We start from the raw sequence: 17,018 nt of genomic DNA, 5'->3' as shown, positions 1-17,018 counted from the left end.
GGGGGCCCACGATACACTTTAGCATCTTTGACCATTTACGTTTACTCGTAACTATTCTGCCTCTGTAAGTGTGTTTTTCACTGTTACAGCACGGTGAGCAGGCGATTCAGGCCCATATGCAAAACACAAAGGAGCTAAGCGCAAACACGCCTCTTAGCTCCTTTTCAATTCCCTTATATACGCGGTTTCTTCACACGAGGTCCCCACCAATTCCATTTGCCAAGAATGACCATTAGTGCTGGTACAAGCACCAACCTGATCACCGTCGCATCGATAAAAATGGCAGCTGCAATACCCAGACCTAATTGCTTCACACCAACAACGTCTCCGAATGCAAAAGGCAATGTGACCGCAATCATAATAGCGGCGGCGGAGTTGATAATCTTACTTATTGACCCTAAACCGACAAGCACAGATCGCTCATTATCTTGCGTCCGCTGATACTCCTCATAGATGCGCGAAACTAAGAAAACGCCGTAATCCATCGAGATCCCAAACGCCAGTCCAAAGATAAACACAGGAATCATAATGGCAATCCTGCTCGGTTCTAAGCCGAAATGCCCCTGCTCAAATAGCCACGTTAGAATCCCAAAAGAGGCGCCTAAGCTCAACAGGTTCATTAGGATTGTCTTCAAGGGAATGAGAATCGAACGGAAAGCGATGAATAAGACCGCATAATTAGATACGAGTATGAACAGCAGCACATCTGGTAAATGATCATAAATATCATCGAAAATCTCCTGCTGATACTTCGCTTCCCCGCCTAGAAGAAAGGGAAGTTCGGCTGATTCTCCTTCTCTTTCCCAACGTTTCAGCCAATCCCTCACTTGTTGGGAGGAGGCTTCACCTTTTAATCGAACTTGAACGAGCATTTCATTCTCATGTACAAATGCTTGAAGGATTTGCTCGTATTTCGCTCGTGCAGTTCGGTTTTTGGTTAAGGCATACAGTTGATCATAAGGCACTCGCATTCTTGCAAAAACAGAATCTACCCTTTCAACGAGTGGTTCCTTCTCTAATTTTTGTATGAGCAAGGAGGCGTTCTTCCAATCACTCTGGGTCAGTAAACCTGTTCTTCCAGTGGCAAGCAGATAGACTTCTGAACTTGTTTCACTACCGAAATGGGTTTGATAAGCCTCAAAGGCTTCTCGGGAAGCATAGCCCTCCGGTAAAGAGGTTGCGTTTGGAATCGCCACTTGCATCTTCGTTAGTGGCAGAAAACAACACATGAGGATGCAAGCCGCGAGTAAAGACATGTGGACGGGCCTTCTCATCACAAATCGGGCTATGCCAAACCATATATTTCTCCTACTTTTTGTCGTATACAGAGGTCTACGTTCAGCTCGAATGGCAGGCCACCACAAGGTCAGAAGTGCTGGTACTAAGGTTAGCGTTAGCCATACAGAAACAGCTACAACGGTCATTGCGCCTAAAGCTACGGTCGAAAATATCGGAAGCGGAATGAGCAAAATGCCCATAAGGCCTAAGAAAACACTAAGCGCCGAGAATAAGACGGCTCTTCCCGCTGTTGACATCGTGATTAGGATGGCTTGTCCCACAGGGTGCAGATGAATTTCTTCGCGAAATCGACTAACCATCATCAAGGCAAAATCGATGCTAAGAGCCAGCCCCACCATCGGAATAACATTCAATACAAAGTTAGATAAATCGATTCTTGTTCCCAATCCGTACATGATCCCCATCGTGCTTCCAACGCCAATAATACCAACGAGTATTGGGATCAGAGCCGAAGTCATGCCGCCAAAAGCAAGCCAAAGAATTAGAAAAGCCGCTGGGATGCCTAAGCTTTCCGCGTTTCTCAAATCAAGCTGACTCGCTCGATTTACATCTTCTTGCACAACAGACTTCCCTGTTAATTTCACCGACATCTCTCTATGCTTCGGCAAACGTGTTTGAAGCTCGTTCAGTACGGATTGCATCTCATGTGGACTTTGCTGGAATCCAAGCAGCGCGTAAGCATAATCTCCGTGAAACATCCCCTCTCTTTCGAGGGGAGATACGATTTCTTTCAACCCTTGTATGCCGCGCAAAGATAACAAATCTTGCTGAATGTACCGCTCAAATTGCCGGGGGTCTATCTTGTTATTTTTCTCAAATACAAGAATGATAGGATTTGCTGGAATATGAAAATCAGAGGCTAATGTTTCTTGAACTTTGGCAAAAGCACCGTCCGAGATTAAACCGTGATCCTTCAAAACGGTAGGGAGCTTGGGGGCGTAGAACCCTAAACAGAGGAAGAACATGACCCAGATGAGGAGGATGATTTTGGGATATCGAAGGGAAATCATGGCAAGTTTATGCAAGGTCATGACTCCCTTCTCAAAACTCGGCTTCGTTTAGCCTTGTCGCTCGAACAAATTTATCTGCTAATCTAGGTGTGTACCTAGCTGCAGCAAACATCATGCGTGGTAAATACGGCACAGTCAACATTCCCTGCAACAAATGGCCCCACATCAAGGGTCCCTTGAATTCCCGGTGAATGGCTTGCGTATACGCCTGCTCCCACTCTACTAGGGTGATGTCACCCTTTAGATACCGAGATGCCAACGGCGCACATAGCGCTGCTGACCGCAGCGCCATCGACATCCCATCTCCACAGAGTGGTGGTAACATCATGGCGGCATCCCCTAGACATGGCATCTCATACCAGGCCATGGGTTTGCGTGTCAGTTTTACTGGCGCAACAGCCACTTGTGTCCCAGGAACAGGTTGTGCAGTCGATAGCCGCTCAGACAGCTTACCATGCCTGGCACAGGCCGCTTCGATCAAACCGAGAATGGATTTCTCAGCATGCGGAAACTTTCCTCGCTCCAGCAAGGCTGCCAAATTCACCCGCCCATCTTCAATCGGCGATAGGCCCAGGTAACCGCCTTCAAAGAAGTAGAGCTCTACAACCCCGCCCATGTCTACCCCTTCATAATGTGATTTCACTCCTAGATGCGCCGCTTGAGTGGATCTAACATCGCTTGTATGTTGATTATGAAATGGGGGAAGGCCAGTTCCGCCGCAAGCAGCAATAACAGCCCGCACTTGATAGGCATGTACGTCCCCATGCTGTTTGGTTTCAATGAGGTATCCCTGCTCACTTGGTTTCACTGAAGTCACCGTTGTTTCTGTCTGCACCTGGACACCTGAGCGCAAAGCCGCATGGTGAAGAACGGCATCAAGCTGGAATCGGCTTACTCCCCATGCTGTTCCAGGAAGAGTGATTTGCAGTGGCTTTCCCCGACTTAGGATCAAGCTTGTCCGCAGGATCGTACAAGGCTTTAGGGATGCCACTGCTTCACGCAGTCCAAGCTTTTTTAGCATCGTAAGGGATTCTGGGGATAGAAACTCCCCGCAAACCTTATGCCTTGGGAATGCCTTACGATCGAACAAAACGGTATTCCAGCCGTGATCAGCTAAGGACTTGGCCATCACACTGCCTGCGATACCTGCACCAATAACGGCGACATCATAGCTATGAGTCATCATGCCTGCTCCCTTTTTGCAATCACAACAGCATACCGGAACAAAGGTCTCCAAGAGACCAACATATCAGAGATTCCCAGAGATTTACGGAGGTCTGCCCAATCCCCAGCACGGAAGCCTTTTGCTACCGACAAAGGCCCATCATTCAAAATATAACGATTCTTGGATATGATGCGAGCTGTAACCCACACAGCCGCCCAAGCGATCCAATGCCGATGAATATCATTAATAACGATACCTAACCGAGAGGCTTTCAGCATACAGTCCACTACCTGAGGAAGCTCCGTATTCGTAAAATGATGCACAAATTGCGTGCCGGTCGTGATATCGACCCCATTTTCCGGAAGCTGAAATAAACTGCTTCGCATCACACGCACACGCGGTTCGGAGTGGAATAGCTCTCGTGCCTCGGCACAAGCTTCCTCGGTTATATCAACCAGCGTTATGCTAAGTGCTACCCCATGCTCATCCGCCCAGCGTAAGAGCTGCCGATTGACATCTCCCGAGCCAGAGCCTACATCAAGAATCGATAAAGTCTTCGGTTTGCCTGCTTGCAGCCACAAGTGCTTAAAGCCAAATAACGTCGGCCCTGCAGCACCGAAAATACGATTAAGCAGGCGCAAATGCTGCAAAGCTTGCCGAAGCTCGGGGCCTCCTGACGAGAAGTCATCCATTAATTCATGCTGATCTGCGCGTTGTTTGAGCCGTTTAAACATACGATTCATCTAACTTCGTTTCCTGCATGGCGGCGATGCCTTGATAGGTGAATTGAATCATTTCACACGTAAGTCCTGGTCCGAAGGCAAGGGATATCCCGCTTGTCGGTCCTGCTTTGCGTTTCACCAGTTCCTGCCTTGTTTCTTCTAACACGAAAAGAATCGTTGCCGAGGACATATTCCCATAGTCGCGCAAAACAGTCCGACTAGGCCTCGTTTCATCCGCAGTTAAGCCGTAAGCCTCCTCCAACGCATCAATAATCCCTTTCCCTCCTGGATGAATCGCCCAAAGCTCCGGCTTAGGGCCTCCACCAATTAGATGCTCTACTTGTGCGGGGATCCAAGTCCCAATCAATTTAGGGATATTTGGCGACAGATACAGATCAAAGCCGTGATTTCCTACATCCCATTTCATTTCATCCGCGCAATCTTGTAAGAGAATCGAATGATCGTTCCCTAATTGGAAAATGGGTTTATGCAGATCACTAGAAACACCAACCACACAAGCGGAAGCACCATCTCCGAAAAAGGAAGCTCCAAATAACGCTTCACGATCACTTGATGGCTGAATGTGCAGCGTACATAGTTCCACACAGACGACTAATATGTTGGCTGTCGGATTATTCGAAGCAATTTGACGGGATAAGCATACGGCTTTCAATCCAGCAGCGCAGCCGAGGAAATTGAAAGGAATCCGATTCACATTGGCAGCTAGTCCCAATTGATGCGTCAATGCGGCATCCAGTCCAGGGAGAAACTGTCCTGTACAGCTTACGGTGATCAGATGCGTAATGTCAGACACGTCAACATGAGCATCACGAAGCGCTTTCTCAGCCGCCTGTAAGGCTAAGGGCACAGACTCACGCTTGTACGTCGTCATCCGATCCGAAGTAGATGGCGCTTGGTGATTGGTCTGTGAAAAGTACCGGCAATTCTCGGCCGTTTCCAGCAGATTCGGTTCACAAGTATATCTGGTTTCTACGCCACATTGCTTGAAAATTTTCTTAGCCCAACGGGCGGAGTTGGGGTTGTCACGCAATGCTTCCGTTAATCGCCCAGAGGTATCGGCTTGATCCAGACGGAATTCAGGCACAGCGGTGCCTATTCCAAGAATTGCAATGATCTCATCTTCTCGTTTCATTTCGACTACGCAACCCCTTCACTCCCATATTTCTTAGTTGGACATACATATCACTTTACACATATGTATTCAAGGGCGGCAGCGGATATGAGAAAATTTCCCATGACAGGATAAAAGATATCAATATTGCCTTTTTGCAGACTACTATCAACAAAAAAAGCCTTGCAGCAGCAAGACTTCTTTCATTTCATTTAGTTATTAATATAACGTTCGAAGATGGCACCGAAATCCTTAACCTTCAACTCCGTATGCTTAGCTTTCAACCAATTGTAAGTAGATTCGTTAATCGCATCGAATTGGGTAACCGGAGAAGTTGTTTGTGTTGAGATACGACCTGTGGCTTCCTTGGCAACAGCTACGCTTTGCTTGGCGTATTCAAACAATTCCTCATTATGCGCGACTGTCTCCGAAATTTTAATCAAAGCTTTATACAAGTCTTTGATTTGTTCAATTTGCTTCTTATCTACATCAATGGAGAAGTTCGTATGACCGATAATGAACTTGATCTCAACGTCAAGATCGATTGTTCCTGCCGTCTCCATATACACTTCGGATATGGCATGTGTATGGTAGCTGTAACGCTTCAGCACTCGCTTAGAGCTAATGGCACTATCTCCGTCCAAATGAATGAGGGCAAGATTGGTAAAGCAGTATTCGTCCTTCTTGGACTTGATGATGAAGAAGATTTTCTCGCCATCCTCATGCATGACATAATCATCAGAATCGACTTTATCAAAATCTGCTGGACTAATTACTTTGCCGATATCGCTTAAGCCTAATGCATCTGCTGCAAACTTTTTGAACACGTGAATCATCCTCTCACTGATTGAAATGAATGTAGACTAATCCCATTATACGTTATGGGTAGAATTTACATAAGTAGCAAATTGTTAGCCATTCTAACGCTTCTCTTTTTGACGGAATCTACCAGGGGGCACCTTTTTCTCCATGAGAAATATACGTGAGAAATAATGAACCGAAGAAAACCCTGTCATCTCAGCAATTTCTTTGATGGGTAAATCGCTGCTTAGCAAGAGATGGGCCGCTTGGCGAATACGTTCACTCCGAATGAAATTGGTGAAGCTCTCATGAATTCCCTCCGAGAATAGGCGTGAAAGATGACGCTCCGACACGCTCAAATAGTTGGCAACATCTTTGAGTTGGAGTGCTTGGGAGAGATTATCGCGAATATAAAGCTTGGCTCGCCGCATCAAGACATGTGTACTTTTATGACGAATGACTGGCGACTTCGTTAGTGTCCCGAATACAGCTGGAAAGGACACCAGTAAGGCATAAGCCACAGAATGTACAGCCGCATAAGGTAAACTTCCATGGCCATCGCGGATCAGAAGCGACAACCATAATTGAACCGTTGGCTGATCTTCAGCCTCATAGAGGATGACTTCCCCCTGCATGGCGAGATCGTGATATGCCTCGCGTATCGTATCCTCACTTATGCTCTCGTCTAATTCAAATGCGATATATACAATGTTCAACCCTTTTTCCGTACGAATTTGGTGGGTAATTCCTGGTTTTGAGCAAAAAAGTGTACCTGCACGAAGTGGATAGATCGTGTCTTCCTCTGAATATTGCCCTTCTCCATCCAAAACGTAACAGATCTCGAAAAAGGAATGCTTATGAGGTTGATTGTCATACAAACAAGGATTAACACCCCAATAATGCACTTTAAAGACAGCCTCCGCTCCTTGGATGACCGTTAAGGCTTCATTCAACATCAAAAATGTTTCCTTATACTGATACATGAGCTTCACCTTTCGGAAAAAATGGCCTTATTGTGCAAAAGTATGTCCTCTGTTGAAAAAGATTACACCGACGCTATCTCCTATAATTATAAATAGAAAGCGGTTTAATGAGCAACCACAAAATGGAGGCATGGAACCATGATACAATCCAAAGATGTTGATTTTTACAAAGAAAATGGTTATTTGCTAGTCAAAGGGGTATTTAACGAAGGGGAAGTTGCTGAGATGAGAGAAGCTGTGGATAAAATTATTCAGCGTGCAGCACTCGCGAAAGCAGATAGTAATGCAACCTGGCAAGGTGACTATCTGCCTGCTGAAGAGCTGAAAAAGCTCGTTCTCAAAGGATTTCATGATGTGCATTATCACGATTCTGCCTTCATGCGAGCCGTCATTCATCCGAATATGGTAGCGGTTTTGAGACAAATCATCGGGCCCAACGTTCAGCTTCATCATTCGAAAATGCTAGTTAAACCGCCAGAAAACGGTGCTGCCTTCCCGATGCATCAAGATTATCCCTATTTCCCGCATGAGAAGCATACGATGTTAGCGGCAAGCGTTCACTTGGATCGCGCGGATGAAGAGAATGGCTGTCTGTGCGTTATTCCAGGCTCTCATAATGCGGGAAGCTTACCCCATGTCGGCACCTACTACCTGAATCACAAAGAATATCCAATTCATATGGGAACACCTTGTGAAGCGGAAGCAGGCGATGTCTTATTCTTTAATTATTTAACCATTCATGGATCTTCCTCAAATAAAAGTACAAGAACGAGAAGAAATGTGTTGTTTCAATATCGGGAGGCTAGTGATTTCCCAATTAATCAGGATCACTTTGACTGGGGCATGGGGTTAATGGTCAGCGGTGAGAATCCTAATTTCAAGAAAGTGAAACCGAACTTCCACATTATCAAAGAAGCTTAATGCATGAAAGAATGGGTTGTCCCCTACTTGCGGGACAGCCCCTTTGCATCTAGGTAACTACACTAACTTGCATGGTGAACTTTTTATGCTCAAAGGGACCAATCGAACCCGCTGAGCCGTTGCAAATAGCCTCTTCAATGCCATAGGTAGGGTAACCTGCAAATGGCTCAAGCCCAATATTATAATGCCTTCCATACCACGGATAGCTTGTGGTCGCGCCAAACTCCTGCCAGTACCATAGATAGGGAAGCGTCCTAGCGTCCCATTCTACTTTCATGCCCAATCCCTTGTGTCCGTTAACGATCGAATACCACCCGTTATTGCCGAAACCAGTCAAATAAACGATATCGGAAGGCGTCCCTTTCGGAGGAAGCTGCGATAAATCAACAATCTCACCAAGTTCATTACATGCAAGCGGCCATTCATATTCATTCCCACGTTTTACACGACCCGATGGATTTTTGCTCGCATCTTCTGTGATTATGCGCACCCCAGCTGGCATATGTATGAGACAGTTTTCATCTAGAAAGGGTTTACCCAAAGCGATATGCTGTCCCCACATATACCGTTGTGAATAACCGCTTAAATTTTCCACTTCTTCTTCGATATACAGCTTCGCATCCCCACTTACAAGTGACATCGTTTTTGATATTGAGAAAGGTACTTTCTTTGTCCGAACACTGAATCTAACTGTAATTCTCTCCGCCCTATCCTCGACGATTTCATAATGCCAAGGCATGTGTGCGACTTCGCCGTGCTGGCCGAACTGAGCTCCCTCATAGCTGCTCGAAGAACCGCCATTAGGAAATACTTCCTGCCACCCGCCAGGGTAATAATCAATGAATGCCGCGATCGGATCATCTGAAGTGGATAAGTAACTGTTCGGATTTTGCACGCCATTCTCGGTCAACCACATGAAGTCCATATCGATTGGTTTATATAAGAATTCGAAGATTTCAGTGCCTTTATCCACCAAGATGGAGATGCGCAAGAGTTCATTTTCAATGACAACCGTACGCATTCCGTAATAACTAAACCCATCCCGAATGCGACAGCCATAATTTCGCTGAGGACGATAAGGATTCAAAGTTGGTCACCTTCCTCTTCAAAATAAAGACCGCTGCATTAATCAAGCAACGGTCTTCTTCGTTCTAGATTTACTTACGTTAGTTGACTCCAACCTTATCTTCCCTTACATAAGATGTCTGGTTCCATAGTGTACGATATTCTAGTTGATGACCCGAACGCCAAGCATCCAGATAGAAAGGTACTGTGAAGAATTCGTAATGCCAGGTTGAACTAAACTGCTGCCTTGTTATCGTTCTGGAAGCGAGGACTGCCCCTCCATCACTAGCATCGACGACTTCCAAGGTGACAACGTCTAAATTATCCGCATTGTTGTTGTCGACCATCAATTTCCAAACTACCGTATTTTCACCAACATTCGTAACTGTCGTGTAAGGCCCGTATTGCATGTAGTTTGGCGAATCCAAGCCCGTGTCTGCCGACCAACCATCCGCATCCGCCCTGCCAATGACATGCCCCAGACTTTCAGCTTCCCAAGAATTCGTGATCCCACCGTTCAATTCATTCGCGATGCGAGCACGTCTCGTATGATTGTCTGATGAGCCGCCGCCTGGTACAACGCCACGGTAATAAATATAAGGTACCCCGCTAACTGTGATGAAAGCTGGACCGTCATTACCGTAATAATTTTGAGTTTGGGGCAAAATTGGATTTTGCGAATATTTGCTCCAGCTGATCAAATTCGAGGAACGGGCCAAGCCGCTAGACCATTTGGCCGAGCCAAAAGGCGCATCTGTACTGCCTTCATATACCATGTAGTAATATCCGTTCTCATAGATGATGTCCCGTTTACCAACAGTACCAGAATCCCAACCGTTGCTGGATGTGTCAAGGATTGGATTGGCAGCGTTCCTGCTTAAGCTAGTTAACGAGGTTCCCGTCGCAACTCCGACACGGCAGTCCGTCCAGTCGTATCCGTGATAGAACAAATACCAGGTTGATCCGACCTTATAAAGACTTGGTGTGCCAACATTCGCGGATTCCCAGCCAGAAGTATTGTGCGTAAGTATGCGTCCCTGCCTAGTAAAACTCGTTCCGTTCGTGGAAGTGGCGAGTCCTATATCGCCCGCTGATCCGTTACCCGTTCCTTCATATACCAGATAGAAGGTTCCATTGTCGTACCAGATACCGGGGAAGCTGGCCATGTTGTCGTCCCATTGTCCGGAAGAGCCTACATCTAGCACAAGACCTTGATCCGTCCAGCTCGTGCCATTCGTAGATTTGGCTAAACCGATTCCCAATTTTCCAGATCCATTGAGTTTAATGTAATAAGCCCAGATTGTTCCGCTGATCGTAACTGTAGATATATAATGCATATCAAAGCTAGCACCCATGTTGTTATTCGTTTTATCCAGTTTCGCGAACGCCTCGTTCGCATTGAACATCGTACTAACGGAAGCTGTATAACTACTGTTTGTGGCGAAGGATGCGGAACTTACTCCGAATAGTAGTGTGACTATGAGCAGCAGGATCGTTACTGACCTTCCGAACCGAAACCGAACCTTCATGAAATCACCCTCCTAATGAATTTAAAATGAAATCTGGATGCTGATAATTTGCTTGGCCTTCGCTGCTACGGATACGACATCCTCTGTGAATGACGCCTGCGTTTGCAATTCTTCATCCAAATTAACGTAATGTGCGCTTACTACTTTACGATCAAACGTGATTGATCCCTCCACATATTCGTCCGAGATGTTGAAGAGACGGATCACATAGCTATCGTTCCGTTCCTCGGACACTTTGATGGCGCTTACGATAAGCTCAGCTGAGCTTACTTGAAGAAATGAATGGCTAAGTGATAAATCAGCTTCGCGCCGCTGCAATGATTCATACACGACTTTTCCTAGTTTTCTGTCGACAGAACGAATTCCCGCCACGAATTGCTGATGTTCATGCCAAAGGCGACTTGTATGTGACTCGGTTACGGCAAATGGGCTGATCGCGTAATGAAATTCTAGCTCTGTGAGAAGCTGGCCACCGTCCCCGCCATCCGAGAGAACTTCTTTGCCTGTGCTGCGAAATAACGTCAGAGCAACCGTTCTCAGTTCATCGTTGCGTACTGCTGCTTCATACAACCCTTTGCTGTAGATCGCCAAACCACATCTGCCATCATCGATGGTAAGGATACCTTGATGCGGAACCACGTCTCGCGCCTTTTCCATATAGCCCGTATAGTCCGGTGGCTGAATGTTTCTTTTCACATAATCAAAAGGTGTACTCGTGTAAAAATGCTCGGTTTGCAGCCCTGAAGGAAACAACAGCCGTAGGCGGTGATCGCGCGCGCGATTGTTAATCACAGTTCGGCATCGGAGAATCGGATCATTCTTCCGTAATTCTAGAAAAGTCGTGACCTCCATCGCGACTACAACTTCACTTCTTCTCGTTTCCTGAGGATGAATGGCATGGGGAATGCTTATCGAAGTGCGGATACGAATACGTGTCTGCAGCGGTCCGTCATAGACAACCGATATCTGTGCGCTCGAACCGTAGGATGTAAATACTTCATTCGTTACCGGGCTCACATGATTCCAACCCTCACCAATATCGGCCTCATCCTCAAGCAGCAGCAGGCCGGAATAACACCGTCCCGTCTGAACATCCGTTACATCAATGGTGCCGTTCGGAAGGACTGCCACTCGCAATCGCCCATTTTCCCATGTATTGGCGGTCATCCTCATGAATCCAAGTAAACGTACGGGAGCCGTTAAAGTAGGTGCATGGTAGTCACCAGGACCAGGGTTGGTTAACGGCTTCTTCTGGGTTACATAGACCGCATATCCATAAGACGGAACCTGGGCTTGGAAAGCTATACGGCACCGATCCACTTGCTCCGAATAAGGAATATCCCGATACGGCCTCCACATGCGCGTACTATTTTTGCTCAGCTCCAGCAGCTGATAAGGAATCTCATTTCCTTCATGGTCATATAAACGGAAAGAAGTGCCGCCCAAGTGAAACATCGTCGCGACTGCGTCTGACAGGGTAGGTATGGCGAACTCGACTTCTATGACGCCATCTATTGGGCTCTGAGAAGCGTTAAATACCGTGATAATTTGATCTCCGTCGATATCAGATAACCCGTGATGATTGGATATAAAAAGGAGCTGCTCTCTAACCATTCCTTCGGCGATGAGTCTGCTCTGATCAAAGCGATACAACATATCGCGATGCACTTGATCGATCGAACAACCGCATATGGAATCATGCGGATGATTCTGAATCAAGTACTCCCAAGCTTTCGCTAGTAAAGTTTTGGGATAAGATCGCCCTTTCAGCGCTGTGAATACGCCCCACGGTTCGGCCCATTTCTCAAGGAGCACTTCACAAGCCTGATTATTCATTTTCAAATGAATCCGCGAAGAAAGCACATTAGCAAGCACCCAATTATTTACACCGTTAAACCCAGGTGATCTTTGCTCGCCTTGATAAATTCGGAGTTCACCAATTTCCCCACGTAAAGCACTGACATACTCTGCTAAGGAACAATGTTCGAACTTGGCATCCAAGTCAGCCTCATTTAGCGTTTCCAGTATCCATGGAAGCTGGGGTTCAATCTCGATATGATCAACCCCGTCAAACCCAGCAATGATAGAGGTTGTAGCACGTTTGGATTTGTAGTCCAACATCGCTTTTGCCCGCGTGATCAACTCCTCGCGATCATACTGAAATTCCCGATCCGCAAACGGCCACCGGATAAAAAAGTAAAAGTCCCCGTAAGAACGATCCTCATCAAGTTTAAGCCCCAATACCCGGCTGCCGTCAGCACCCTCCCACCACATCTCCGACGCGTCAGCATCACCATAAAATCCACGGAATAATACAGCGTTATTAATCTCGAAGCCTTGCAAGATTTGTGGAAACTGACTATTGTGACCAAAAATATCGGTGATATACCCGGATTTCATCGGCTGGACGCCGAAAGAGCGTGATCGGCGATGACCAATTTGCAAATTTCGTATCAAAGACTCCCCACTGACAAGAAATTCATCCGGCATGACATACCAAGGACCAATGCTAATTCGACCGTCCTGGATAAGCTTGAGAAGCCTCTCTCGATTCTCTGGTCTTATGTCTAAGTAATCGTCCAAAACAATCGTCTGACCGTCCATCATAAAATGGCGATAGGCTCCATCTTGCTCCATCTTATCAATGAGCTCGTCAATCAAATAAATAAGACGTATGCGATAGCCTTGGAAATCCTGATACCATTCGCGATCCCAATGGGTGTGAGAAATTACATAGACCTTTTCAATTTTTTGAGGCATATCGCTCGATCTCCTTTATACAAAATCAGACGGACATTCCGCCACCAATCTCAGATTGTCCGCCTGATTCCTGTTCGTGCCATGCCTATTTTTTACTAGCCATAAATGCATCCAGCTGTTTCTGAACTTCAGCTATCGCTTTATCAATGCCAGCCTGTTTCATTTTTTCTTTGAATTGCGGTAACACTTTATCTACATCGGCAGTACCGCTTTTTAAGACCGTTCCATATTCAGCAAATACGCTATCTAGCGAAGCAACCTCTGTTTTAATTGGGCTTGTATCGAAGAGGAAGCCCATCGCAGGGAATCTCAATGTCACATCTTTATCATAGTCTTTATAAGCTTCAAAGAACCCCTTCACATCCGTGCCTTTGGACTTCATAAATTTCGGGTTTTGCCAGATCCATTCAAACGGCAAGTAAGGAGGTTTAGCAGGATCAACACCAGCAGGGAAGTTCACCGCACCGTCTTTGATGACATAATGTTTGCCCTCAACACCCAATGTTAAGAGGTCATAGTTTTGCTGATTCTTCTGGAACCAGTTAAGGAACGCCACCGCTCTCTCAATATTCTTGCTTCCTGCAGCAATACTTTGGTAGTTCCAGGTTGTCACCTCTTGGAAAACCTTAGGCGTGATCTGAATTCTAACGAACTCGACTTGTGCACCTGGAATAGCGGATACAGTCCTCGCATTGATATTGTACTCAGGTAGATCTCCTATTACGGAAGCTGCTTTACCTGCGGCAAAAGCTGCCCGAAAATCCTTGATGGATAGAACATCCTTCGAGATATACCCCTTATTGAACAGTTCCCTGTGGAAATCCAGACCTTTTTTGTAAGCAGGCGTTTCCAGCATATTCTCAGCCTTCATGGTGTTCATATCGATTCCAACACCGCTCGGCAATCCACGAACAAATACTTCTTTGAAATTTAAATCAAAGGAGGTGTTGCCCTGGCTAAGCGGTATGATTTCAGGATTGTTTTTCTTTACTGCTGCGTAGAAGGCTAACATATCATCTAATGTCTTGATCGCCGGCAACCCGTATTTCTCTCTTAAATCTTTTCTAATCGTGAAAGTAGCATAGCCGGCAGCCGTACCGATCTGAGCGGCTGGCACACCGTAGGTTTTCCCCTTCACTTGAACGACTGGCCAGTAGTAATCAGGAATATTCGCTTTTAGATCCTTACCTACCTTAGCGATGGCATCGTCAAGAGCTGCGACGGAATTGGAGCTGATCAATTGAGCAAGCAGCTCTGGATGTGTCCAGAGAATATCTACGTTTTCACCTGTCGAAGTCATCACTTTGACTTTTGTTGCATAATCGCCCCATGGCACGTACGTATAATTGAGTTTCACATTCAGCTCATCTTTGACTGCTTTTTCAATCGCTGCATTGACAGTCGTTTGATCTGGCTGCGGATCTCCAGGGAATACAATGTTTAATGTAACTGGTTCAATTGGCTTTGCTGTTGCGACAGGCGTGTCTGTCGCTTTCGCTACCGTGCTGGCGGCAGGCGTAGCTGGTGCAGGAGTGGATTCAGACGAATTGGAAGAACAGGCTGCAAGTGTGGCCATCGTAGTAATCATCATCGTGGAAACCAATATCTTGGAACCTTTCGTTTTTTGTCCTGACATGTTTTGAACCTCCCATTTTTTATTGGATCGAGACGACATAGGGATCTTTGATCGGAGATCAAAGTCTCACCATAATTTATATAAACGGTGGTTAACCGCATATATCGAATCTCCGAACTAACCTTTTACGCCGCCAACCGTTAAGCCCTTGATAAAATATTTTTGCACAAAAGGGTAAACAAAGATGATCGGCCCGATTGTCACAATCGTAATCGCCATTTTGATCGACTCTGCCGGTACAGCTGAAGCCGCATACGTGCTTCCAACACCTCCAGATGAGATATACTGCATACTGGATAAGACCATGCGCAGCAAGTACTGTACGGGATATAGCTTCTGATCGTTAATCAACAGAAGTGGAAGCCACCAATCATTCCAATATTGCAGTGCATAGAACAATCCGACCGTCATAACGCCAGGCAAGGCAAGCGGGAATACGATTTTGAACAAAATGTTGACTTCATTAGCACCGTCTATTCTTGCTGATTCCAACATCGCATCATCAATCGTCGAGAAAAAGTTCCTCAGCAGAAACATGTTCCATGCGTTCACCGTATAGGGCAAAATGAGACCCCAAATCGTATCGCCAAGATGCAAATACTTCGTCGTAACGATATACCATGGTACCAGCCCCCCGTTGAAAAGAATCGTAAAGAAGACCATGAACGATAAGCTGTTCCGAAATTTCAATTCTTTTCTGGACAGTGAATACGCAAGTAATCCCGTTATGACCATACTGAAAGCGGTACCAATTACAGTTACAAAAATGGTCACCCAATACGCCTTCCCTATCGATGAGTTTCCCGAGAAAATGTATGCGTATGCCTTTAAGGAAAATACATGAGGGAGAATGCTGTAACCATGCAACTGCAAATATTTCTCATCCGTTATGGAGCCAGAGAACATGATGAAGAAAGGAATGACGCAGAGCAAGGCAAGCAATGATAGAAACGTATACGCTGCGTACGTCACAATTTTATCCTGCACATAGTTATTTTTCATGCACAATCTCCTAAACGTAGTTAGAATAATGAGCCTTCACTTCTGTACTTTTTGACTAATGCATTGAATCCTAGAACCAGGATAAATCCTACCACGGATTGATATAGCCCCGCCGCTGAGGACATGCCTGCGTCACCAATGGTTCGTAAGGAGCGATAGACGAACGTATCAATGACATCCGTTGTCGCATACAGACTCGCATTATCACCAACAAGCGCATAGATCATCCCAAAATCTCCGTAAAAGATCCTCCCGACTGACAACAGCACCATGATCGTTATGGTCGGTGAAATAACTGGCAGCGTAATATACCGAATTTGTTGTAATTTCGTAGCGCCATCCAAGGCTGCGGATTCAAAATACTCCGTATTCACGCCCGTTATTGCGGCAATGTAGATCACAGTCAGAAATCCTGCATACTTCCAAATTGAAAATAAAACCAGAATTCCCGGCCATAAATCGGCGCGCTGACCCCAAGCTACCTCGGGAATATGGAGATATGCAAGAATACTATTGAGCAGACCACCTTCCGAAGCAAACAAGTTGTAGGCAAAAACACTGACGACGATCCATGAGATGAAATATGGTAAAAAGATAAAGGACTGCGTCACTTTTTTGAACAACTTGGAACTGACTTCATTGAGGAACAGCGCTGTGACTATGGCGATTGCTTGTTGAAAAAAGATAAACATGGCATTCAAAAATACCGTGTTCCATGTAACTCGAAGCACTTTATCGCTGCTGAATAGGAATTTAAAATTATCAAACCCCACCCATTTACTGCCCATGATGCCCAAATTTACTTTGTAATCCTTAAATGCAACGATGATGCCGGCCATAGGTAGATAAGCAAACAAGATGAAGTACAACAACCCAGGCAACATAAACAGATATAACACTTTGTTTTTTGAAATATCGAGCAGCAATTCAATCGCGATGAATTTTCTCTTTCTGATGTAGCTCTCCACCTTTCTCCGGCCTCGTGTTGCTTGG

13 protein-coding genes are annotated in these 17,018 nt (G+C 45.8%); 1 reads left to right on the top strand and 12 read right to left on the bottom strand.

The genetic code is table 11. The annotated features are described in order from the left end of the window. Nucleotides 1-173 precede the first annotated feature (173 nt). From ACSQ8P_RS13040 to ACSQ8P_RS13015, 6 genes are all read right to left on the bottom strand, one after another. Complete coding sequence (locus ACSQ8P_RS13040; RefSeq protein ID WP_436235575.1) at nt 174-2,330, bottom strand: MMPL family transporter; 2,157 nt, start codon at nt 2,328-2,330, stop codon at nt 174-176. 10 nt (nt 2,331-2,340) lie between these two features. Beyond that, nucleotides 2,341-3,492, bottom strand: coding sequence for an NAD(P)/FAD-dependent oxidoreductase (locus tag ACSQ8P_RS13035; protein WP_436235574.1), 1,152 nt, complete (start codon nt 3,490-3,492; stop codon nt 2,341-2,343). Further along, nucleotides 3,492-4,208 carry a methyltransferase domain-containing protein gene (locus tag ACSQ8P_RS13030; protein WP_436239516.1) on the bottom strand — a complete coding sequence of 239 codons (717 nt, stop codon included), beginning with the start codon at nt 4,206-4,208 and terminating at the stop codon, nt 3,492-3,494. Before ACSQ8P_RS13030 ends, ACSQ8P_RS13035 begins: the two co-directional genes overlap by 1 nt. Then, entirely contained in the window at nt 4,201-5,349 is a 1,149-nt protein-coding gene (locus tag ACSQ8P_RS13025; protein ID WP_436235573.1) for a type III polyketide synthase, read from the bottom strand. Before ACSQ8P_RS13025 ends, ACSQ8P_RS13030 begins: the two co-directional genes overlap by 8 nt. A gap of 191 nt (nt 5,350-5,540) precedes the next feature. Next, nucleotides 5,541-6,155 (bottom strand): PH domain-containing protein, encoded by a 615-nt coding sequence (locus tag ACSQ8P_RS13020; RefSeq protein ID WP_436235572.1) that lies wholly within the window; start codon nt 6,153-6,155, stop codon nt 5,541-5,543. Between the two features lie 93 nt (nt 6,156-6,248). Next, entirely contained in the window at nt 6,249-7,085 is an 837-nt protein-coding gene (locus ACSQ8P_RS13015) for a helix-turn-helix domain-containing protein (protein ID WP_436235571.1), read from the bottom strand. Nucleotides 7,086-7,250: 165 nt separating this feature from the next. On the opposite strand from ACSQ8P_RS13015, the gene ACSQ8P_RS13010 reads away from it, so the two are divergent. Then, a complete protein-coding gene (locus ACSQ8P_RS13010; protein ID WP_436235570.1) occupies nt 7,251-8,033 on the top strand; it encodes a phytanoyl-CoA dioxygenase family protein in 783 nt (260 codons plus the stop codon). A 49-nt stretch (nt 8,034-8,082) separates the two neighbouring features. On the opposite strand, the gene ACSQ8P_RS13005 is transcribed toward ACSQ8P_RS13010, so the two are convergent. The 6 genes from ACSQ8P_RS13005 to ACSQ8P_RS12980 all read right to left on the bottom strand — a co-directional run bounded on the left by ACSQ8P_RS13005 (nt 8,083) and on the right by ACSQ8P_RS12980 (nt 16,993). Beyond that, nucleotides 8,083-9,120, bottom strand: coding sequence for a DUF4432 family protein (locus ACSQ8P_RS13005; RefSeq protein ID WP_436235569.1), 1,038 nt, complete (start codon nt 9,118-9,120; stop codon nt 8,083-8,085). A 79-nt stretch (nt 9,121-9,199) separates the two neighbouring features. Continuing rightward, nucleotides 9,200-10,627: a hypothetical protein gene (locus ACSQ8P_RS13000; RefSeq protein ID WP_436235568.1), complete on the bottom strand. Its 1,428-nt coding sequence runs from the start codon at nt 10,625-10,627 to the stop codon at nt 9,200-9,202. Between the two features lie 21 nt (nt 10,628-10,648). Next, nucleotides 10,649-13,387, bottom strand: a complete 2,739-nt coding sequence (locus ACSQ8P_RS12995; RefSeq protein WP_436235567.1) for an alpha-mannosidase — start codon at nt 13,385-13,387, stop codon at nt 10,649-10,651. 85 nt (nt 13,388-13,472) lie between these two features. Then, a complete protein-coding gene (locus ACSQ8P_RS12990) occupies nt 13,473-15,023 on the bottom strand; it encodes an ABC transporter substrate-binding protein (protein ID WP_436235566.1) in 1,551 nt (516 codons plus the stop codon). Between the two features lie 117 nt (nt 15,024-15,140). Further along, a complete protein-coding gene (locus ACSQ8P_RS12985) occupies nt 15,141-16,025 on the bottom strand; it encodes a carbohydrate ABC transporter permease (protein WP_436235565.1) in 885 nt (294 codons plus the stop codon). A 20-nt stretch (nt 16,026-16,045) separates the two neighbouring features. Next, entirely contained in the window at nt 16,046-16,993 is a 948-nt protein-coding gene (locus ACSQ8P_RS12980; RefSeq protein ID WP_436235564.1) for an ABC transporter permease, read from the bottom strand. Nucleotides 16,994-17,018: the final 25 nt, after the last annotated feature.

It is taken from the genome of Paenibacillus sp. LjRoot153 (genome assembly GCF_964253085.1).
GTDB lineage: Bacteria > Bacillota > Bacilli > Paenibacillales > NBRC-103111 > Paenibacillus_E.
Note: the sequence above shows the minus strand (reverse complement) of the source record. Positions and strands in the feature narration are given on the sequence as shown.